Genomic DNA, 18,875 nt, shown 5'->3' with positions numbered 1-18,875 from the left:
CTTTGCAGCAACAATACCATGACATAAACTCACTGTCTGCTACATACACCACACTCAGACTTGACATGCGCACTATTCGCCTGAAAATAACGCTGATTGTATTATTTCTCTCTCCTTTTGATTAATGATCTGACAGCCTGAACTGGGTAAAATATCCGCTGATGAAGGATGTCAGATGATATTTAGCTAACACGGAGTGACCTGGGAGAATCATGATCGCTGAACTGTTTATAAATAATGCGTTTAATTTAACGGTAATTCTCAGCAGCTGTGCAGCGTTAGTCCTGATGAGCGTCTGGTTTCATCGTAGTGAAAAACACTGCAAAGGATTCATATTCCATGCGGCACAGTTTTTTGTTTATGCCATTATCATTGGTACATTTGGCACTATTGCGAATAACGTCATCGATAGTTATAAGCTGAAATTTATCTCTCCAAGCGTGGTCGACTTTATCTGTACCTCGTTGATTGCGTTGATCCTGACGATAAAACTCTTTCTGGTCATCAACCAGTTTGAAAAAACGCAGATTAACAAGGGCAGAGATATCACCAGTGCGCGGATCATGTCGCGCATCATTAAGATTACCATCGTCGTCGCCATCATCCTGCTGTACGGCGAGCATTTCGGCATGAGCCTGTCAGGGCTGTTAACGTTCGGCGGCATCGGCGGTATCGCTGTCGGTATGGCAGGTAAAGATATCCTGAGTAATTTTTTCTCTGGCATTATGCTCTACTTCGACAGACCGTTTAGCATCGGTGACTGGATCCGCTCTCCGGACCGAAATATCGAAGGTACGGTGACGGAAATTGGCTGGAGAATGACCAAAATAAACACCTTCGACCACCGTCCGTTATATGTGCCGAACTCAATTTTCTCTTCCATCAGTGTAGAAAACCCGGGGCGGATGAGTAATCGACGAATCAAAACGGTGATCGGGTTACGTTATGAAGATGCTGATAAAATTGGCGCAGTGGTCGAGTCGGTCAGAAAAATGCTGCAAAGTCATCCCGGAATAGATCAAAAGCAAACCCTGCTGGTCTATTTTAATGAGTTTGCCGATTCATCGCTGAATATCATGGTGTATTGCTTCACAAAAACCACCGTGTGGCAGGAGTGGCTTGCTGTACAACAAGATGTGTACTTGAAAATTATTACAATAGTTCAGGAAAACGGAGCTGACTTTGCGTTCCCCAGTCAGACGTTGTATATGGATAACGCCGAGGCACAACCTTCTGCCCACTAACCAAAACCAAGACGCGGATATCCGCGTCTTTTTTGCCTTTATTTCAGTGACGCGATATCAATGACAAAGCGGTATTTCACGTCGCTTTTCAACATCCGTTGCCACGCGGTATTAATATCCTGAATATTGATAACCTCAACATCGGCCGTAATGCCATGCTGACCGCAGAAATCCATCATCTCCTGAGTTTCCGCAATCCCCCCAATCACCGAACCCGCAACGGCTCTTCTACCGAGGATCAGCGGAACCGTATTCAGGAACGGATCCAACGGCCCCAGATATCCCACCAGCACCAACGTTCCGCTAAGCGCCAGCGTTGGAATATACGGGTTCAGATCATGCACGTAGGGAACAGTATCAATAATCAGGTCAAACTGGCTCGCCGCGGCTTTCATCTGCTCGCTTTCGGTTGAAAGCACAACATGACTGGCTCCCAGGCGTCGGGCATCAGCTTCTTTGCCTGGCGACCGCGTGAACAACGTAACATCAGCCCCCAATGCTTTAGCAAGCTTGATCGCCATGTGTCCCAGACCACCCAACCCAACAACAGCGACTTTACTCCCCGGCCCAACCTGCCAGTGACGTAACGGCGACCATGTGGTGATACCGGCGCACAACAACGGCGCAGCACCGCGTAAGTCGATTCCTTCCGGCACCTTCACGACGAACTTCTCGGTCACGACAATCTTGTCAGAATAGCCACCGAAAGTAGGCAGGCCATCATGACGGTCCGTATCGTTATACGTAAGGGTGTTCCCCTCTTCGCAATATTGCTCAAGACCCTGTTCGCAGGCGCTACAGTGCTGGCATGAATCAACCATACACCCCACGCCGGCAAGATCGCCGACCGCAAATTTTGTTACCGATTTCCCAACATGCACTACGCGGCCTATTATTTCGTGGCCGGGAACCATCGGATACGTAGCGCCGCCCCAGTCATTGTAGGCACTGTGGATGTCAGAGTGACACACCCCACTGAATAATATCTCAATAACGACATCATCTTCACGCGGATCCCGACGAACAAAACTGTGCGGGACCAGATCTTCTTTTACCGCCAACGCGGCATAACCCTTCACATTCATGACCATTTAGATCTCCTCAGGGATAAAGTGCACCTCAACCAGCATAGCTCAGGGCAACAGGTTGTACTCGGCGTCAGCGACCGGCTCCAGCCATTCATTCGATGCGCCTGCTGCCGGGATTTCCACCGCAATATGGGCAAACCAGCTATCACGCGCAGCACCATGCCAGTGTTTCATTCCCGCCGGAATATGAACCACATCACCCGTTTTCAGTTCTCGCGCGGGTTGATTCCACGCCTGGTACCAGCCTCTGCCGCCAGTCACCAGCAGAATTTGACCGCCCTGATGATGAATGTGCCAAAAATTACGGCAGCCAGGTTCAAATGCCACGTTACCAATCACCACACCTTCCATTGAAAGCATGGTCAGATAGCTGGTCCCGGTGAAGTACTTCGCATAGGCTTCATTTTTCTCTCCCCGGGGAAAGACGCTGTTGCCATCAAATTGTTCGTTCATTATGACTCCCGTAGGGGTAGTAGCTGACTGTGTTCCTGAAGTACATTCATCAAGAACTGCACGGGCATTTTCCGCAATCTCAGCACCACAGTGCTGCTTAAGAAGCGCAGTAAACGCGATAAGTTGCTCAGGGCGAAGCCCAACATTCAGGCTGATCGCAAAGTGACTTTTCAGTTGGCCGTTCACGCCGCCCAGTACGGCTAACGCAGAGACGGTTGCCAGTTCCCGGGTCGGCCAGTCCAGCACATCGCGCTGAAAAATATCGCCAAACAGATGTGCTTTAAGCCAGGTATCAATGGCAGGGGCAAAATCAAACAGCGGGCCGCTAACCGGCTGTCCAACCAGTTGGGTTTGCGTTTGGCTTCCCGCCAGCAGGCTGTTCCAGTCAGCAGGTTGCGGCGAAGCGGATTTCCCTTCTGGGTCCACAATCCCTTTTTCTTTGCGGTCTTTCACTACCGACATCAGGCACGACAGGCCATTCAGACTGCGGGGAAAACCACAGTATGCGTAAAGCTGCTGTAAAATCTCTTTCACTTCATTCAGGGTTAGCCCTGCATCTAACCCTGCATTAAGCGCTGCCTCCAGCTTATCTGGCTGTCCTGTGGCAGTGAATGCTGCAATGGGGACGACTGCCAGCTGTCTGGCATTCAAATGATTTGACATGTTCGATTCTCCGGGCAGGCGACAGTCTCTGCCGCCGAATGCTGAAAACAACAAAATTATAGAGGCACAGCGTATCGACGATTAGAGGGTTAAATCAGGACAAACTTATGAAGACAAGTCATGAATAGCGCTGTGGCAGGTGCTACTCACCGGCAGGGAAATCTGTTGATGCCGCAAGCGCATGCTGGGTCTCAAAGTCAGCAACACGTTGACGCAGCACCGAGAGCGTACTTTGCAGCGCCTGCGAACCCAGAACCATACGCAATGGCGCAGGAACAAGGTCGGCGCTGGCAATGATTTGCGCGGCCATACGCGCCGGATCGCCAGGCGCAAGCCCATTGACAGGATCAAGCATTTTCAGAAAACTGTGCGCAGGTGTCGCGTCATATTCCGGCATCAGTGTGGCAACCTGGGCGCTACCATAACGGAATTCAGTCCGTGCACCGCCGGGTTCAACAATCGTCATTCCGATATCAAACGCAGCAACTTCCTGGGCAACCGACTCGACAAATCCTTCAATACCCCATTTAGTCGCGTGATACAGGGAGTTTCCGGCAAATGCGACCTGTCCGCCATATGAGGAGATCTGGATGATACGTCCACCGCCTTGTTTTCGCATATGTGGCAATGCGCAGCGGATTAACTGAATGGACCCCAACAAATTTGTCTCAAGCATCTGGCGGACCTGATCGTCACTCAACTCTTCCGCAGCACCAAACAGGCCGTATCCCGCATTACTGATGACCACATCAACTCGCCCATAGCGCTGCCAGGCACTATCCACTGTATGACGCAGTGCAGCGCTATCCGTCACATCTACTTGCGGTGCATCAAATGTCACGGGCCAGCGACTCAGGAGATCGCTAACTTTAGCGCGATCGCGTACGGTCCCCACCACGCGTTCACCGCGTTCAAGAAGTTGCTGCGCCATTTCGCGACCGAACCCACTGCTGACACCGGTGATTAGCCATGTACGTTGCACCATACTCCCTCCTGTTCATTGTTTTAAGTGTTACGCATCCGGGGTATTACGCCACCCGAATCTCAATGAGCATGATTATTACGTCATAATTATCACTCGTATATGAATCGTTTATGCTTTCAGAATTCCAGATATTGATATAATGAAGGAATAATCTTCCCGTAAAAGTGCACCCGGTATGCTGGATAAACTCGACGCATTAAAGATATTTTGTACGGCAGCCGAAACGCTGAAGTTCAGAGAGGCTGCCGCAACACTCGGTCTGGCCCCCCAACAAATCACTCGAGGTATTGCTGAACTGGAACAAAGCCTTGGCGAAATGTTGTTTCTGCGCAATACACGGCAGATGAAGCTGACGCCTTTCGGTCAGCTGTTCTGGCCAAAAGCAGAGCGTCTGCTGGCTGAAAGCGAAGCGCTATTCTCAGAAGGTAAACGTCACAACCCGCAGGAAATAGCAGGCAAAGTACGCATTACACTACCCCCGCTATTCGAAAACCGTGAGATTATTCGCCAGTTGCTGCACGGCCTTGCCGGTTATCCGGAAATCAGCATCGAGTGGCACAATACCGGCAGACATCTGAATATTATTGACGAGCAGATCGACATGGGTATTCGTATTGGCACCGTCCCGGATAACCGATATATCGTGAAAACAATCTGCCCGGTAGGTGTCAATATCGTTGCGTCTCCCCAATTAGTTGAAAAAATGGGCAAGCCAAAAAACCGCCAGGATTTGCAACATAACTACCCGCTCAGTGCCCTGACCAACAGTAATTCAGGGCGCGTTTGGCCATGGCAGTTTGCCGATGGCAACAGTTTCTTTCCGGCAAACCCGGTGTTTATCGCTTCCGATATTGAGAGCGAACTGGCCGCCACCCTGGCGGGAAGAACGGTTGGGCAACTGGCAGATATCTCTGTTCGGCCTTATTTGCAAAACGGTGAACTGGTAAACCTGCTGCCAGAACTTAACTATCAGCCCTGGCAACTCTATATTTTTCGGCCACATCTTCCGCTGCTACCGGGCAGAGTAAGGCTGGTATTTGAACTTCTAACACAGATCCTGCGCGAGCAATTTTGTCATCCGGCCTGATTTACGTATTACGCTACAATCTCGATTAAATTACCGTCGGGGTCCTGAATGACGGCCTCGTAATATCCGTCACCGGTGGTTCGTGGTCCGGAGACCAGGATGCCCTGTTCTTTTGCGCGTATCGCCAGTGCATCAACATGCCCCGCGCCACCAACAGAGAGAGCAAGATGCACCCACCCTGAAGTGTTATTGTCAGGTACCGGGTGGGTCAGTCCCGGTTTTGTCATTAGCTCAATCGCAATGTCCTCACCCATCCTGACGAAATAAGATTCAAACCCAGGATTGGTTTTGCTGCAGTATTTTTCGTTTATCACACCATCAAAAAATGACACCCAGAACTGGGCTTGTCGCTCAAGATCCCGGGTCCATAAAGCCATATGTGCAATTTTCATCGCGATCCTCTTATCGTTTTATTCTGAACGGTATGCCCCCGCTAAGGGATATTGACATCCTGCAATATAATGCACGATCATGCACGTTATTGCTCGATGTTTATTTTTATGGAGTTATCATGCTCGATTACGCTGCATTCCCGGATCAACGCCAGGCGCTTATCTATCAGATCCTGCAGGAAAACGGCAGAGTGATCTGTACTGAACTGGCCACCCGTTTGGGAGTGTCAGAACATACGATTCGCCGTGATTTACATGAGTTGTGCAAAGAAGGTGTTTGCAAGAAAGTCTACGGCGGGGCTGTAATTTCACTACCAGAGTCAGCTGACATCGCAGTACGCAAGAATATTAATACAGCGAAAAAGAGCAGCATCGCGCAAAGATGCGCCCGGCTAGTGAAGTCCGGTAGCTGTATTTTTATCGACACAGGAACGACCAACCTGGCAATGGCTGAAGCCCTTCCCGCTGAGTTGGCATTAACCGTCGTGACAAATTCACCTGATATTGCCGCCGTACTGCTGAAAAAACCGCTATTCGAGGTCATCATGTTAGGTGGGCCAGTGCAGCGATCGTCCGGAGGGTGCGTAGGTCCGACAGCCATTGCCCAGGTACAGGATATTTTATTTGATCAAGGTTTTATTGGTGGTTGTGCGATGGCACCGGAGTCCGGATTAACCGGGTTTGATTACGCCGATTGTGAGTTTAAAAAAGCGGTAATTAAGCAGTGTAACGAAACTATCGTCGCACTGACGGCAGATAAGATCCCTGCCGTCGCACGTTATGTTGTCACCGCCAGCGGTAACATTGATGTCATTGTCGTGGAGGAAAACATCAGCAAACAGTACGGCACCGCTTTTCAGGCGCATGACATCCGCATTTACACCGTATAACAGTGGCGCAGTCTTTTTACGTACAGATTCAACGGAATATCACGGTGCTAAAAGTGGCGCCAGCCGTCAATGGGGTAATGGCTGACAGATAATCCAGGCGAATTCTATGATGGTGTTCTTGGCACTCCACAAGCAAGAATTCCTCTTTGTCTGCTGTAGTACACGTCGTCACGGCCCTGCCATCAAAGTGTTCCCCAGTGGTCAGTTCAATGCGCAGCAAATAGTGATAAAGACAGGCAATCTCCAGATAGTCATGCAGATCGCAATCTACAGGATGGTACTTTTCTGTAGCACACATAAATGCCCCCTTCCCCATGTCCACGCTGGTTCGGGAAATTGCTCTCGCAACTTCCCGAACATGCGACGCTATTTCAACGCTTCAATCGGTGCGCCAAAGTTGATATGCAGCACATTGCCGTCGATCACCAGTGCAGGAACAGACTTCACTCCGATTCGCTCCGCCTCTGCAACTCGATCAGGTTGTTCTCCCAAATGAATAACGTCGATTTCCACATCGGGTGACAGATGCTGCAGCAGTGTTTCTTCTGCGGAAACGCAAACCGGGCAACCAGCATGATAAAAACGGGCTTTGGTCATGATACCTCTCCTTTAAATTATAGTATCGATTCGATACTATAATTTATGCTACGCCAGTTTTATGCTTTGTCAATATAGTTTTTAGTCGATACTATATGCCGAGGAGGATTTTGTTATGCATGACATGTCGCTTTTTGACGTACTGGACCGGCTGTCTGGTCTGACGCGGATGTGGTTTCGCCAGCATCCTTTACTGGCGGATCTTCAGCCAGTACAGCTCAGTGCGTTGATGTATCTCGCACGCTGTAATCGCTATTCCAATACGCCTCTCGCCGTGACGGACTACCTCGGCCTCACCAAAGGAACGGTGTCACAATCGCTAAAATTGTTGGAATCAAAAGGACTGGTGATACGCACGCAGGATGCCAGGGATAAGCGTAGCGTTCATCTGCAGCTCACCGAGTCGGCCAAAAATCTGCTGGATTCCCTGCTTCCCCCCTCATTTTTGGTGACGGGTGAATCTGCTATGGGTGAATGCGCGGGTTTACTCAAGGAGCTACTTTTCGAACTGCTGAGAGGCATTCAGCGCACCAGTAATGTGCCGGGATTTGGTCTGTGCCAGAGCTGCCGGTTTCACCAAAAAGTAAACGGTCGAGGTTTTTGTAATTTAACGAAAGAACTGTTGAGTGAGGATGATTCGACGTTAATTTGTCGGGAGCATCAGCCCCCGGACGTATGATCTTCTCTGGTTTAGTGTCTTCAGTGTGGTCGGATTGCCGCTTTCCAGGGTAGCCTCTCGCTCCAGGTATTTGGCGCGTCGATATCATGGAAACCGAGTTTCTACGCCATATCGTCAACATTTCTGCGGATTCCGTATGTTGCAGGTGGTTAAGATCCCTTAGCACCCGCTTGAGGCATTTGATTTTATTCTTATCGCGTATTGCCGCTGAAAACTTACTGAGCTGAAAAAACGTTTTGTCACAAAACCATCAATGACTTTAAAGCAATATTCCTGGCGCGCGGCATCCCAGGCGTAGACGATGTTTTGACAATGTAGGGAATTAATAATGACACCGATACTGACAAACCACGCTAAAAAACATTCAACTTCTGCAATTTGCTGGCATCACGTTCCTTGTTCAGAGCAAGCTGATAAAGAGTTTGAGCAATGTGGCCATGCTCATCACACTCCTTTACAGTGAATTTTCCTATTCCTTTATTTGTTTCAACCAGCCCTTCAATTTTATGCATACAAAGTGCGTCGGTTTGGTGACTCTGCCACCAGAGGCCGCTCGCGAATAGATGAGGCCGGATTTTAGAGGGAAAGAAGCCGAGGAGATTGCAGACGATGGTTTCATGCCAGCTGCAAAATTGATATGACAGGTCGCAACACATACAGGCAAGAATGTAAAAATCAGTGAGCCAAACTAAATTGCATCAGATAACCAGATGAAACACTGCAAGGAAAAGCCACTATGGATATATTTTATACTAATTCACAACTAATTGATTCAAAACCCATACCAATACAATAATCATTATTTTCACATTAACCTAACATAATTAACAATTCAGGGAAGGGATATCTGCCGATACTTCAACACTGTTCAAGATATATAGATGATTCGCTATGAGGTTTATGCTCACCCCGCGGGAAGTTTTTATACATCGTTGAAACATCCACATCGTAGATAATCGCTACCTGCGTTCTCTCCGCCGCGTACCAGGAAACGACACCCGGACAATTAAAATTGGATCTCCTGCACGACCCTAATTTATCGTTTAGATGCCGGGAATCGTTTGTACAGGGTCGATATTTCGACGTCAATAATGAGAGTAACCCTGTTGCGAGTCGCACCAATCGCGAACAATCTTCCAGCCAGTTCTCACTGTTCACAGGTCAGATTTGATCGAAACCCATTTGCAGAAGGCGAGATCAAGGTATCTATGATTCAGGCAGAAATACTCTGCCGGCGCAGATGCCTGATCCCCAAAAGCATTGGTCCCAGAAGCGCAAAAGAGACAACCAGAATAATCAGTTCAGGAAGCCAGAATGTAGAAATAAATATTAATACTATAATTTCCCAGTTATGCAATTTTCCCGGTTCTTCATACGTCATCAAGACATACAATGTGGCAAAAAGACACAAAGCAAAAAGCGCGTAACAGATAGTGATCAAAAACATTCATAATCCTTTGTTTATAAGCTAGTAACCGCACTTACAAGTCAGAGCATGTCAACCATGCGAAATATACAGCGTTTCCCTGCTGTTTAGCAATATAATGTAGTCACCTGAAACACCAGGAAATAGCCCCTCCCCAGAGAAGAGACAGGTTTAGGTATGTGCCTGGCACGGATACTAACGTTACGATCACTGGGGCCGGTTAAGCTACAATGCCGACTACATAAGGCTTCCCCGGAGAAAACCACGATTATTCAACAGACAATGGTGTCACTGTCGGTAGTGGAAATTTCTTGCGATATGCCAACAAAATTAATTCTAACCCACATGCAATCCATATTATTTTCTACACCTGAAAATCACCACAATCACAACCTGATAACCCGGCCAGATACCAATAGTGACTTAATTAGACTGAAATCTAACCACAAACATAAACACATGACATAATATTAACAAACATTGATTAATTGCAATGATGACAATTATCATCTATTTTTTGGACTACAGACCGTGGCATTTTCGATATTTTGCTCATCAGTTGACGTATCTCAAGTGCTGTAGCCAGGACGGCACGACCGCTCTTTCCTTCAAATATGAAATCAGTTTATGAAGACTAATATAGTTGAGAGTTCTTTGTTGTGGTTCGCAATATTATATGCATCCACTATGAACAAGCGAGGTGCCCCGATGTTTTCAGCTATGCTCCATGTTTTGTACCACTATTCTAATTATTGAACTCAGTTTCGATAAGCACTAACAGTGTCTTTTATTGAAAGATGCCATCTCATCAAATTTAAATGACAGTGTAAATCAAAGTCTGCAGTATGAATAATCCATTAGATATGTTCTTATTATTATTTCTAATGAGGTTAATACTGGTTATCTGGAGATGCTGGCGCTGAAGTCAGCGCCAGTTCTGGGTTTAACGAGGTTAACGAAGGTTAACAGGAGAACGTACGCAACTAGTGTTTAACAATATACATAGTGCGACTGTATGCCACATCTTCCGGGTTGGTAATCGGATACCCTTTCAGCCACGGTTTAATTAAACGCCCGTTGGTGTACTGATAAATCGGCGCAATAGGTGCCTGTTCCATCAGGATTTTTTCTGCTGCGTTATAATCGGCGTTGCGTGCTTTCTCTGTATTTTCCAGCGTCGCCTGAGTCAACACTTTATCGTATGCCGGATTGTTAAAGCGGGAAATATTGCCCGTATGGGTCGAGGTTAATAGCGACAGGAATGTGGATGGCTCGTTGTAATCTCCCACCCAGGATGCGCGGATCACATCAAAATTACCGGTATTACGGCTATCGATATACGTTTTCCATTCCTGGTTCTGTAGCTTCACATCCACACCAAGATTTTTCTTCCACATGGAAGCCACAGCAATAGCAATCTTCTGATGATTTTCAGACGTGTTATACAATAGCGTCAATTTCAGTGGTTTCTGCGGACCATAACCGGCCGCACGCAGCAGCGTTTTCGCCTGAGCGTTAAGCTCTTCCTGACTCATTTGTTCAAACGGAGAAGGTTCCGGGATAAACCCTGCCGTCACATCCGGCGTAAAATGCCATGCGGGTTTTTCTCCAGTCCCTAATACTTTCTCCGCCATAAGACGGCGATCGATAGTCATACTAAGCGCCAGACGCACGCGTGAATCGGCAGTCGGTCCTTTTTGCGTGTTAAACGCATAGTAATAAGTACCAAGCTGCGGTGGCGTATAAACCTGCCCAGGAATATCCTTCAATAGCTTCTGATACATGTTTTTCGGGAAGGACTCAGTGATATCAATATCGCCGGCAAGATAGCGTTTGGTCGCAGCAGACTCCTGGTTAATCGGCAGGAAAGTCACTTTTTGCAGCACTGTTTTGGCGTTGTCCCAATAATGTGTGTTCGGCACAACTTCCAGTTTCTCATTAACCACACGGTCTTTCAGCACATAGGCACCATTACCGATAATGTTGCCTGGTTTCGTCCACTCTTTACCGCTTTCGACATTGGCTTTTTGCACGGGATAAAACGCAAAGCTCGCTGTCAGGTTGGCAAACCAGGGTAGTGGTTTGTCCAACTGCACTTTGAAGGTATGCGCATCCACCGCGCTGACACCCAACTTATCGGGCGTGGCTTTGCCATCGATGATCGCCTGGGCATTGTTGATCCCAGCAAGCGCGGCAAACCAGGCAAACGGCGATAGTGTTTTCGGGTCCACCAGACGCTGCCAACTGTAGACAAAGTCCTGTGCTGTTACCGGCGTACCATCGGCCCATTGTGCATTATCGCGCAACGTAAACGTCCAGATGCGGTTATCATTACTCTTCCACTGTGTGGCAACACCGGGAATAATCTCACCCTTGTCATTCTGGTTGACCAACCCTTCAAATAAATCGCGAATAACCTGAATTTCTGGAAGCCCAACGGCTTTTGCCGGATCGAGTGACGCTGGCTCATCTTTTATATGACGCACCAGTTCTTGCTTTTCTGCCAGTACCGTCCCGCTGGGAACATCCGCAGCATAGGATAAAGAAATGCTGCTAACCAACAGCGCACAACAGGTTACTGAAACAGAATGCCTCATAAAATACCCTCAAATCTGGCCACTACGTGAATGAGTAATTATTTGTATCGCCAGCAGGAAATGCAATTAACTTCCGACAGGAAAGTGATATTACACCTGAAAAGATAAGTGTGTGAAAACGATTTGATTATCCATAAATTTTGCACAACACTGCGAGTAACAATACATGCATTCAGAGATGATTATGACCGTTACCCGTCCCCGTGCCGAGCGTGGCGCATTTCCGCCAGGAACTGAACATTACGGACGTTCACTATTGGGCGCACCGCTAATCTGGTTCCCGGCACCGGCAGCCGATCGTGAAAGCGGTTTGATACTGGCTGGTACTCACGGTGATGAAAACTCATCAGTCGTCACCCTGTCCTGTGCCTTACGTACGCTGAACCCTTCCCTGCGTCGTCATCATGTCGTGCTGGCCGTTAACCCTGACGGTTGCCAGTTGGGTCTGCGTGCAAATGCTAACGGCGTTGATCTTAACCGTAACTTTCCGGCGGCAAACTGGAAATCCGGTGAAACGGTATATCGTTGGAACAGCAGCGCAGAAGAGCGTGATGTGGTGTTATTAACCGGCGATCATCCGGGATCAGAGCCTGAGACCCAGGCACTATGCCAACTTATTCACCACATTCATCCTGCATGGGTAGTTTCTTTCCACGATCCGCTGGCCTGTATTGAAGATCCCAGACACAGCGAATTAGGCGCGTGGCTGGCGCGGTCGTTCGAATTGCCGCTGGTAACCAGCGTCGGTTATGAAACGCCAGGTTCTTTTGGTAGCTGGTGCGCCGATCTAAACCTACATTGCATTACTGCAGAATTTCCGCCCATTTCATCGGATGAAGCGAGCGAAAAATACCTGCTGGCAATGTCTAATCTTTTGCGCTGGCATCCTTGAGATGAAGCTGTCCGGTTGTAAAATGCAAGGCAGGCTCGGCGTCTCGGGCCAGCCAGGTTGGGCCATCCAAATCGGCAAAGCTGACCTGTGGTGTAAGCGGCAATGCAGCGCCGATCGCCCTGGATGTACACAACATACAGCCGAGCATCAACGCAAATCCCTGCTCGCGAGCTTCGGCCGCCAGCGCCAGCGCCTCCGTCAGTCCGCCTGTCTTATCCAGTTTAATATTCACCATTTCATAGCGGCCATGCAGCGCTTTCAGACTGCTGCGGGTATGGCAGCTTTCATCAGCACAGACAGGCAGCGGATGCACGAAATTCTCCAGCGCGGCATCATCATTAGCCGGCAGAGGCTGCTCCAGCATCGCAACGCCTAAATCCGCCATTAACTGGCAGCGTGCGGCCAGCCCTTCAGCACGCCAGGACTCATTAGCATCGACAATGATTGTCGCCTCAGGCACAGCCGCCCGGATCGCAACCATCCTTTCGCTGATTAAGTGTGCATCCAGTTTGACTTTCAGCAATCTGGCACCGTTATCCCAGAGCGCGGTCGCGCTCGCCGCCATCTGCTCCGGCGAGCCAATCACGACGGTTTGCGCGGTCGTTACTGTTGCATCCAGTTCAGTACCAACGTAGTCGGCCAGAGACTGTTGTTGCTGACGTGCATTGAGATCCCAAAGCGCACAGTCAACGGCATTACGCGCCGCCCCCGCAGGCAGTAATGCCTGCAGCGCTTCACGCGTCAAACCGTGTTCCAGTTGTGGCACAACACTCATAATTTGAGCCAGTACCGACGCATCGCTTTCGCCATAGCGAGGATAAGGCGTACATTCTCCAATACCTTTTACACCATTCTCTTCCAGTTCAACCACCACCACATGCGCTTCGGTCCTGCTCCCGCGGGCAATCACAAAGGGAGTGTGTAACGGCCAGGCTTCCTCAAACACCTTAACTGATCTCATTTGTTTTCCTTAATGCAGTCCCTGAAGCGGATATCCGCAAATAGCGTTTGCCGTGTTAACTGCTGATGGCATAAACTAGCCTTGACGTTAACTATATGTAAACAGGAAGATAACCATGTCACAAACCGTTCATTTCCAGGGCAACCCGGTTGCAGTCGCCGGCTCTATTCCTCAGGCTGGAAGCAAAGCTCAGGCTTTTACCCTTGTGGCTAAAGACCTGTCTGACGTTACGCTGGGCCAGTTCGCAGGCAAGCGCAAAGTGCTGAATATTTTCCCAAGCATCGATACCGGCGTGTGCGCGGCATCAGTACGTAAGTTTAACCAACTGGCGACAGAAATCGACAACACCGTCGTACTGTGCATTTCAGCCGATCTGCCATTCGCCCACTCTCGTTTTTGCGGCGCAGAAGGTCTGAGCAACGTTATCACGCTGTCCACCCTGCGTAACGCTGAATTCCTGAAAAACTACGGCGTTGAAATTGCCGAAGGTCCGCTGAAAGGTCTGGCTGCTCGTGCCGTTGTCGTTATTGACGAAAATGACAACATCGTGTTCAGCCAACTGGTAAATGAAATTACCAACGAGCCTGACTATGATGCAGCGTTGGCCGTGCTGAAAGCCTAAGTTGCCCTGAATACAAAAATGCCTCCAGATGGAGGCATTTTTATTTACATCATTACTCTTCGCTTTTTTTCTGCTGGCTCAGACCATACTCGCGTAATTTATTGGCAATCGCGGTATGTGAAACCCCCAGGCGTTTAGCCAGTTTGCGCGTGCTGGGATAATTCATATAAAGCTGCGTTAACACAGAACGTTCAAAGCGGCTGGTGATTTCATCCAGCGACCCTTCCATCACCTCTTCTCCGACGGCAACTGTTGCTGCATCATAATCCGGCAATAAGATATCCTGCGGGCGCAGTTCATAGCCTTCAAGCTGAGTTAACGCCCGATAGATAGCATTTTTAAGCTGACGCACATTACCCGGCCAGCCGTAGCGGGTTAGCACCGTGCTGAGATCGGCAGACAACTTCGGACGCGGTACGCCCTGCTCGTCGGCAAAACGCGCCACAAACAGCTCGGTGAGCGGCATAATATCTTGCGGGCAATCGCGTAGCGGCGGCAGATTAAGCGTCAGGACATTCAGACGATAATAGAGGTCCTCACGGAAAAGACCTTTCTGCACCAGTTCCACCAGGTTCTTTTGCGTCGCGCAGATTACGCGAACATCAACATGAACTTCATGATCTTCGCCCACGCGACGGAACGTCCCGTCATTGAGGAAGCGCAGCAATTTCGTTTGCATGCGCGGCGACATTTCGCCAATCTCATCCAACAGCACTGAACCGCCATTCGCCTGCTCAAAGAACCCTTTTTTCCCTTCCGGTGCGTGGCCAAACAGTTCGCTTTCTACCGCATCTTCAGGAATAGACGCGCAGTTCAGCGCCAGATAGGGTTTTGACGCACGTGGGCTCGCCAGATGGCAGGCATGCGCAAAGAGATCTTTGCCCGTACCGGTATTTCCGGTGATCAGCAACGGCGCACTCAGCGTCGCCAGCTTGCGCGCCTGTTCAACAACGTGTTTCATTTTGGCGCTAACGGCAATAATCTGGCTGAATGCGCTCAGATCCTGGGTGGTCATGTTTTGCAATTGACGGCCCATGCGGAGGGTGGAACGCAACATGACAACGGCTCCCGTCAGCATCTGCTCCTGGTTTTCACCCTGCAAATGGACTGGCGTAATCTCCATCAGGAAGTTTTGCCCGTTAATCACAACATGTTCACTATGGGAATCCTGCGGATTACTTTCCAGCCAGCGCTGGAAGTTAAACCCATTAATGAGCTGTGCCGCCGTGTGGTTGCGCATCCGCTCCTGGGGATGGGCAAAAAGCTGGCAACTTGCCGGGTTTGCCATCTCCACTTTGCTTTTCATATCCAGGGAAAGAACGGGTTCAGGCAGTGCTTCAAGCAACGCGCTAAGCGCCAGATGTTCGCGTTCGGAAGGCATCCAGGGCACGGTGCGGACGTCTGTTACCCCTGCGATGCGGCGGATTTCAGCCATCAGGCTGCTGAAGTTAGTGAACTCCAGTTCCGCAAAATTAAGGTAGATTCGCCCGATGGGGTCAATCTCGATACCGCGTAAATCAATGCTTCTCAGCACCAGTAAATCGAGCAATTCGCGGGTCAGACCAAGACGGTCTTCACAAAAGACTTCCAAACGCATAGGAACCTTCACCTAAACAAGGGATCATGTGTTAGATGATAAGCCAGTATTGGGTTAGCAGGAAGGACTCTGTCAACAAATATTGACAGCACGCTGGAAAATTGGGCGCCGGGGCGTAAAGTTATACGATCGGCACCCGTATTTACTCAACTTTCACGCGGGGATTTGTTCTTTTGTAAGGTCTCTTTCACCTGACCGATCAGCTGACGGCGGAAATCCCCCAGTCGCGGTTTATCATCATCAATCCACGGTAATGGACGGCACAACTCCATCGCTTTAATCCCCAGACGCGCTGTTAATAAGCCCGCGCCAATACCCTGCGCGGCACGCGTGGATAGCCGGGCCGCTAAATCCTGCGACATCCAGTCCATCCCCACTTCCCGCACCAGCTCGCTGGCCCCGGCAAAAGCAATATTTAACAGTACCAGACGAAACAGGCGCAGGCGGCTGTAATAGCCGAGTTCGATGCCATACAGCGTCGCTATACGGTTAATCAACCGCAGATTTCGCCAGGCAATAAACGCCATATCCACCAACGCTAACGGGCTCACGGCAATCATCAGCGTGGATTCCGCCGCAGAACGACTGATCTCACGTCGTGCTTGCGCATCCAGCACTGGCTGCACCAGGTGGGCATACAGACTCACAACTTCTCGATCATTTTGCGTTTCATGGATAGAGGCATACCAGCGTTGTAGCGCAGGGTGAGACTGATCGATACCTGCCTGTTGTGCCAACTTTTCACAAAATGCGCGGCCTTTTCCGGTTCCGTGACTGTGTAACAGATCACGCGCTTCATCACGCTCGTGTGCGCGTTGACGTAAACGCCACAGCCGACGCCACTCGGTTGCCACCGACCCCACGCCTGCGCCAATAATCAGCGCACCCGCAGCACAGCCCCCCAGCGCAACCCAGTCCTGAGTCTGCCAGGCGTTCATCGTCCACTGCACGCCCTGAGCAACCACACTGATACCAAACAGTGCCAGCCCGCCCATCACCATTTTGCGCCACAGACTGCGTTTAGGACGTAACGCGGCATCAATAACGGCTTCAGCCTGACCTTCGTCTTCCAGCTGTTCATCCACTGTCGCCGGAGAAAAAGTCTGCGCTTCGGTATCGTTGAACATTTGCTGTGCTTTAAATGCCGTGTTTGGTTCCACTTCCAGTGGACCTGAGAAATCGATACGCGGTTTTAACGGCTCGCTCATCGCAATTTATCTCCTATTAAAAACTCCAGCGCGGCATCCAGGCGAATATGCGGTAAGGGTTTATCCACATCCATGACCTGTGGGCGAAAGGCTTCAAACTGGAAACCCTGGCGATCCCAAAAAGCCTGGCCCGGTAAACGCGCAGGGACTTCTCCCGGATAGACGGTCAACGGCTCACCGTCGCTCAGACGATTGCCGCGCAGCGCGGGGATCTTCTCGCCCTTCACATCAATCAGCCCACTGGTGGTTGCTTGCACCGATGCCAGCCCCAGACAGTCCATACTGATGCCTTCAAACGCGGCATTTTGCCAGGCGTCCTGAATCAATTGCTGCAACAACGACACCATATTGGCATGTTGATCGATCGTAACGTGGTCGGCCTTGGTGGCAGCGAACAGCAACTTATCGATTACCGGCGAGAACAACCGGCGGAACAACGTGCGCTGCCCATAATGAAAGCTTTGCATCAGTTGTGTCAGCGCCAGTCGCATATCGTTAAACGCCTGTGGTCCGCTGTTAAGCGGTTGCAGGCAATCGACCAACACAATTTGGCGATCAAAGCGCAGGAAGTGATTCTTGTAGAACCCTTTCACGACCTTTTCGCAGTAGTAATTAAACCTGTCGCGCAGCATGCCTGCGTTGGTATGTTTACCCGCCTGTGCCAGTTTTGACTCACCAAAGGCATCAACATCCGGCCACGGGAAAAATTGCAGCGCAGGTGCGCCAGCCATGTCCCCCGGCAGCACAAAGCGCCCGGGCTGAATAAAATGCAATCCCTGCTGTTTGCACTGATGCAGATAATCTGTCCACGCCGCGGCGATTTCCGCCAGACGGTTTTCGTCAGCAGGCGCCAGCGGGTCAAGCCCCTCGCATAGCTGCCGCCATCTGGCCGACCATTCACCTCTCTGTCCCTGTAATAATCCGGTCATTTGCCGTGACCAGCCAAGGTAATCCTGGGCCAGCATCGGTAAATCAAGCAGCCATTCCCCCGGATAATCGACGATTTCCAGGTACAACGTAGACGTATCTTTAAAGTGACGCAGCAAAGAATCGTTGGATTTGTAGCGCAACGCCAGGCGAATTTCACTAACACCACGCGTCGGCGTCGGCCAGGTTGGCGGAGAGCCATATAGCTGGGCCAGTCCCTCGTCATAGGTAAAGCGCGGAATACCAAAATCGCGCTGAGGAACCCGCTTTACGCCAAGCAGACGCTCTTCACGCACACAACTGAGCAACGGCAAACGAGCACCAGCATGAATATTGAGTAACTGGTTTACCATTGCGGTAATAAACGCTGTTTTACCGCTGCGGCTAAGTCCGGTGACAGCCAGGCGCAGATGCCGATCTACGCCGCGATTAACCAGCGAGTTGAGTTCATTTTTAAGTCGCTTCATCGCCATCCCGTTATGCTGAAGGAACCGAAGAAATTATAACAAACAGGGAGTAAACATAAGGTTTAATACTGAGTTATCAACTCCCTGAAAGAAATCAGGC

The 18,875-nt window shown here is 49.8% G+C and carries 18 protein-coding genes and 3 pseudogenes; 6 read left to right on the top strand and 15 right to left on the bottom strand.

The genetic code is table 11. The annotated features are described in order from the left end of the window. Window positions 1–212 precede the first annotated feature (212 nt). Window positions 213–1,244, top strand: a complete 1,032-nt coding sequence (locus QMN38_RS12255; RefSeq protein WP_271441973.1) for a mechanosensitive ion channel family protein — start codon at window positions 213–215, stop codon at window positions 1,242–1,244. A gap of 38 nt (window positions 1,245–1,282) precedes the next feature. Here QMN38_RS12255 and QMN38_RS12250 read toward each other — a convergent pair whose 3' ends face one another. The 4 genes and pseudogenes from QMN38_RS12250 to QMN38_RS12235 form a co-directional block, all read right to left on the bottom strand. Then, entirely contained in the window at window positions 1,283–2,335 is a 1,053-nt protein-coding gene (locus tag QMN38_RS12250) for an NAD(P)-dependent alcohol dehydrogenase (RefSeq protein WP_323605135.1), read from the bottom strand. Between the two features lie 42 nt (window positions 2,336–2,377). Beyond that, window positions 2,378–2,785 (bottom strand): cupin domain-containing protein, encoded by a 408-nt coding sequence (locus tag QMN38_RS12245; protein WP_249357525.1) that lies wholly within the window; start codon window positions 2,783–2,785, stop codon window positions 2,378–2,380. Window positions 2,786–2,827: 42 nt separating this feature from the next. Continuing rightward, window positions 2,828–3,448: pseudogene (locus QMN38_RS12240) on the bottom strand (carboxymuconolactone decarboxylase family protein); the annotation flags it as partial. A gap of 142 nt (window positions 3,449–3,590) precedes the next feature. Next, a complete protein-coding gene (locus QMN38_RS12235; RefSeq protein ID WP_323605134.1) occupies window positions 3,591–4,433 on the bottom strand; it encodes an SDR family oxidoreductase in 843 nt (280 codons plus the stop codon). Window positions 4,434–4,608: 175 nt separating this feature from the next. Between QMN38_RS12235 and QMN38_RS12230 the strand changes: the two genes are divergently transcribed. Next, entirely contained in the window at window positions 4,609–5,520 is a 912-nt protein-coding gene (locus tag QMN38_RS12230; RefSeq protein ID WP_323605133.1) for a LysR family transcriptional regulator, read from the top strand. An 8-nt stretch (window positions 5,521–5,528) separates the two neighbouring features. Here QMN38_RS12230 and QMN38_RS12225 read toward each other — a convergent pair whose 3' ends face one another. Then, window positions 5,529–5,912, bottom strand: coding sequence for a VOC family protein (locus QMN38_RS12225; protein WP_323605132.1), 384 nt, complete (start codon window positions 5,910–5,912; stop codon window positions 5,529–5,531). Between the two features lie 119 nt (window positions 5,913–6,031). On the opposite strand from QMN38_RS12225, the gene QMN38_RS12220 reads away from it, so the two are divergent. Next, complete coding sequence (locus QMN38_RS12220; RefSeq protein WP_271441968.1) at window positions 6,032–6,802, top strand: DeoR/GlpR family DNA-binding transcription regulator; 771 nt, start codon at window positions 6,032–6,034, stop codon at window positions 6,800–6,802. A 28-nt stretch (window positions 6,803–6,830) separates the two neighbouring features. Here the strand turns inward: QMN38_RS12220 and QMN38_RS12215 are convergent, their stop codons facing one another. Beyond that, window positions 6,831–7,100 (bottom strand): Rho-binding antiterminator, encoded by a 270-nt coding sequence (locus QMN38_RS12215; RefSeq protein ID WP_271441967.1) that lies wholly within the window; start codon window positions 7,098–7,100, stop codon window positions 6,831–6,833. 68 nt (window positions 7,101–7,168) lie between these two features. Then, window positions 7,169–7,399: a glutaredoxin family protein gene (locus tag QMN38_RS12210; protein ID WP_271441966.1), complete on the bottom strand. Its 231-nt coding sequence runs from the start codon at window positions 7,397–7,399 to the stop codon at window positions 7,169–7,171. Window positions 7,400–7,514: 115 nt separating this feature from the next. On the opposite strand from QMN38_RS12210, the gene QMN38_RS12205 reads away from it, so the two are divergent. After that, complete coding sequence (locus QMN38_RS12205) at window positions 7,515–8,078, top strand: MarR family winged helix-turn-helix transcriptional regulator (protein WP_323605131.1); 564 nt, start codon at window positions 7,515–7,517, stop codon at window positions 8,076–8,078. 159 nt (window positions 8,079–8,237) lie between these two features. On the opposite strand, the pseudogene QMN38_RS12200 reads toward QMN38_RS12205, so the two are convergent. The 4 genes and pseudogenes from QMN38_RS12200 to mppA form a co-directional block, all read right to left on the bottom strand. Beyond that, a pseudogene (locus QMN38_RS12200) lies at window positions 8,238–8,590 on the bottom strand (YrbL family protein). A 524-nt stretch (window positions 8,591–9,114) separates the two neighbouring features. After that, window positions 9,115–9,219, bottom strand: a pseudogene (locus QMN38_RS26995) (DNA-invertase); the annotation flags it as partial. Between the two features lie 72 nt (window positions 9,220–9,291). Continuing rightward, window positions 9,292–9,525 carry a hypothetical protein gene (locus QMN38_RS12195; protein WP_323605130.1) on the bottom strand — a complete coding sequence of 78 codons (234 nt, stop codon included), beginning with the start codon at window positions 9,523–9,525 and terminating at the stop codon, window positions 9,292–9,294. Window positions 9,526–10,487: 962 nt separating this feature from the next. Further along, window positions 10,488–12,101, bottom strand: a complete 1,614-nt coding sequence (mppA, locus tag QMN38_RS12190; RefSeq protein WP_323605129.1) for a murein tripeptide ABC transporter substrate-binding protein MppA — start codon at window positions 12,099–12,101, stop codon at window positions 10,488–10,490. 184 nt (window positions 12,102–12,285) lie between these two features. Between mppA and mpaA the strand changes: the two genes are divergently transcribed. Then, entirely contained in the window at window positions 12,286–12,993 is a 708-nt protein-coding gene (gene mpaA, locus QMN38_RS12185) for a murein tripeptide amidase MpaA (protein WP_271441962.1), read from the top strand. Here the strand turns inward: mpaA and ycjG are convergent. Then, on the bottom strand, window positions 12,968–13,954 hold the full coding sequence (ycjG, locus tag QMN38_RS12180) for an L-Ala-D/L-Glu epimerase (protein WP_271455338.1): 987 nt from the start codon (window positions 13,952–13,954) through the stop codon (window positions 12,968–12,970). The genes mpaA and ycjG overlap by 26 nt on opposite strands. Window positions 13,955–14,069: 115 nt before the next feature. Between ycjG and tpx the strand changes: the two genes are divergently transcribed. Beyond that, window positions 14,070–14,576 (top strand): thiol peroxidase, encoded by a 507-nt coding sequence (gene tpx, locus QMN38_RS12175; RefSeq protein WP_040230898.1) that lies wholly within the window; start codon window positions 14,070–14,072, stop codon window positions 14,574–14,576. Between the two features lie 52 nt (window positions 14,577–14,628). Here the strand turns inward: tpx and tyrR are convergent, their stop codons facing one another. The 3 genes from tyrR to QMN38_RS12160 all read right to left on the bottom strand — a co-directional run bounded on the left by tyrR (window position 14,629) and on the right by QMN38_RS12160 (window position 18,775). After that, the gene (gene tyrR / locus QMN38_RS12170) at window positions 14,629–16,173 is read right to left on the bottom strand and encodes a transcriptional regulator TyrR (RefSeq protein WP_199973940.1); all 1,545 of its coding nucleotides are present in this window, start codon (window positions 16,171–16,173) and stop codon (window positions 14,629–14,631) included. A 146-nt stretch (window positions 16,174–16,319) separates the two neighbouring features. Further along, window positions 16,320–17,381 (bottom strand): YcjF family protein, encoded by a 1,062-nt coding sequence (locus tag QMN38_RS12165; RefSeq protein WP_323605128.1) that lies wholly within the window; start codon window positions 17,379–17,381, stop codon window positions 16,320–16,322. After that, complete coding sequence (locus tag QMN38_RS12160) at window positions 17,378–18,775, bottom strand: YcjX family GTP-binding protein (protein ID WP_323605127.1); 1,398 nt, start codon at window positions 18,773–18,775, stop codon at window positions 17,378–17,380. The genes QMN38_RS12165 and QMN38_RS12160 overlap by 4 nt, the downstream gene beginning before the upstream one ends. Window positions 18,776–18,875 lie beyond the last annotated feature (100 nt).

This window comes from Citrobacter sp. R-1.5.2 (genome assembly GCF_035064245.1).
Lineage (GTDB): Bacteria > Pseudomonadota > Gammaproteobacteria > Enterobacterales > Enterobacteriaceae > Citrobacter.
This window is presented reverse-complemented; position numbering and strand designations above follow the sequence as displayed.

Coding starts and splice junctions, on each gene's coding strand:
- QMN38_RS12255 (WP_271441973.1), top strand. CDS start 213: ATGATCGCTGAACTGTTTATAAATAATGCGTTTAATTTAACGGTAATT.
- QMN38_RS12250 (WP_323605135.1), bottom strand. CDS start 2,335: ATGGTCATGAATGTGAAGGGTTATGCCGCGTTGGCGGTAAAAGAAGAT.
- QMN38_RS12245 (WP_249357525.1), bottom strand. CDS start 2,785: ATGAACGAACAATTTGATGGCAACAGCGTCTTTCCCCGGGGAGAGAAA.
- QMN38_RS12235 (WP_323605134.1), bottom strand. CDS start 4,433: ATGGTGCAACGTACATGGCTAATCACCGGTGTCAGCAGTGGGTTCGGT.
- QMN38_RS12230 (WP_323605133.1), top strand. CDS start 4,609: ATGCTGGATAAACTCGACGCATTAAAGATATTTTGTACGGCAGCCGAA.
- QMN38_RS12225 (WP_323605132.1), bottom strand. CDS start 5,912: ATGAAAATTGCACATATGGCTTTATGGACCCGGGATCTTGAGCGACAA.
- QMN38_RS12220 (WP_271441968.1), top strand. CDS start 6,032: ATGCTCGATTACGCTGCATTCCCGGATCAACGCCAGGCGCTTATCTAT.
- QMN38_RS12215 (WP_271441967.1), bottom strand. CDS start 7,100: ATGTGTGCTACAGAAAAGTACCATCCTGTAGATTGCGATCTGCATGAC.
- QMN38_RS12210 (WP_271441966.1), bottom strand. CDS start 7,399: ATGACCAAAGCCCGTTTTTATCATGCTGGTTGCCCGGTTTGCGTTTCC.
- QMN38_RS12205 (WP_323605131.1), top strand. CDS start 7,515: ATGCATGACATGTCGCTTTTTGACGTACTGGACCGGCTGTCTGGTCTG.
- QMN38_RS12195 (WP_323605130.1), bottom strand. CDS start 9,525: ATGTTTTTGATCACTATCTGTTACGCGCTTTTTGCTTTGTGTCTTTTT.
- mppA (WP_323605129.1), bottom strand. CDS start 12,101: ATGAGGCATTCTGTTTCAGTAACCTGTTGTGCGCTGTTGGTTAGCAGC.
- mpaA (WP_271441962.1), top strand. CDS start 12,286: ATGACCGTTACCCGTCCCCGTGCCGAGCGTGGCGCATTTCCGCCAGGA.
- ycjG (WP_271455338.1), bottom strand. CDS start 13,954: ATGAGATCAGTTAAGGTGTTTGAGGAAGCCTGGCCGTTACACACTCCC.
- tpx (WP_040230898.1), top strand. CDS start 14,070: ATGTCACAAACCGTTCATTTCCAGGGCAACCCGGTTGCAGTCGCCGGC.
- tyrR (WP_199973940.1), bottom strand. CDS start 16,173: ATGCGTTTGGAAGTCTTTTGTGAAGACCGTCTTGGTCTGACCCGCGAA.
- QMN38_RS12165 (WP_323605128.1), bottom strand. CDS start 17,381: ATGAGCGAGCCGTTAAAACCGCGTATCGATTTCTCAGGTCCACTGGAA.
- QMN38_RS12160 (WP_323605127.1), bottom strand. CDS start 18,775: ATGAAGCGACTTAAAAATGAACTCAACTCGCTGGTTAATCGCGGCGTA.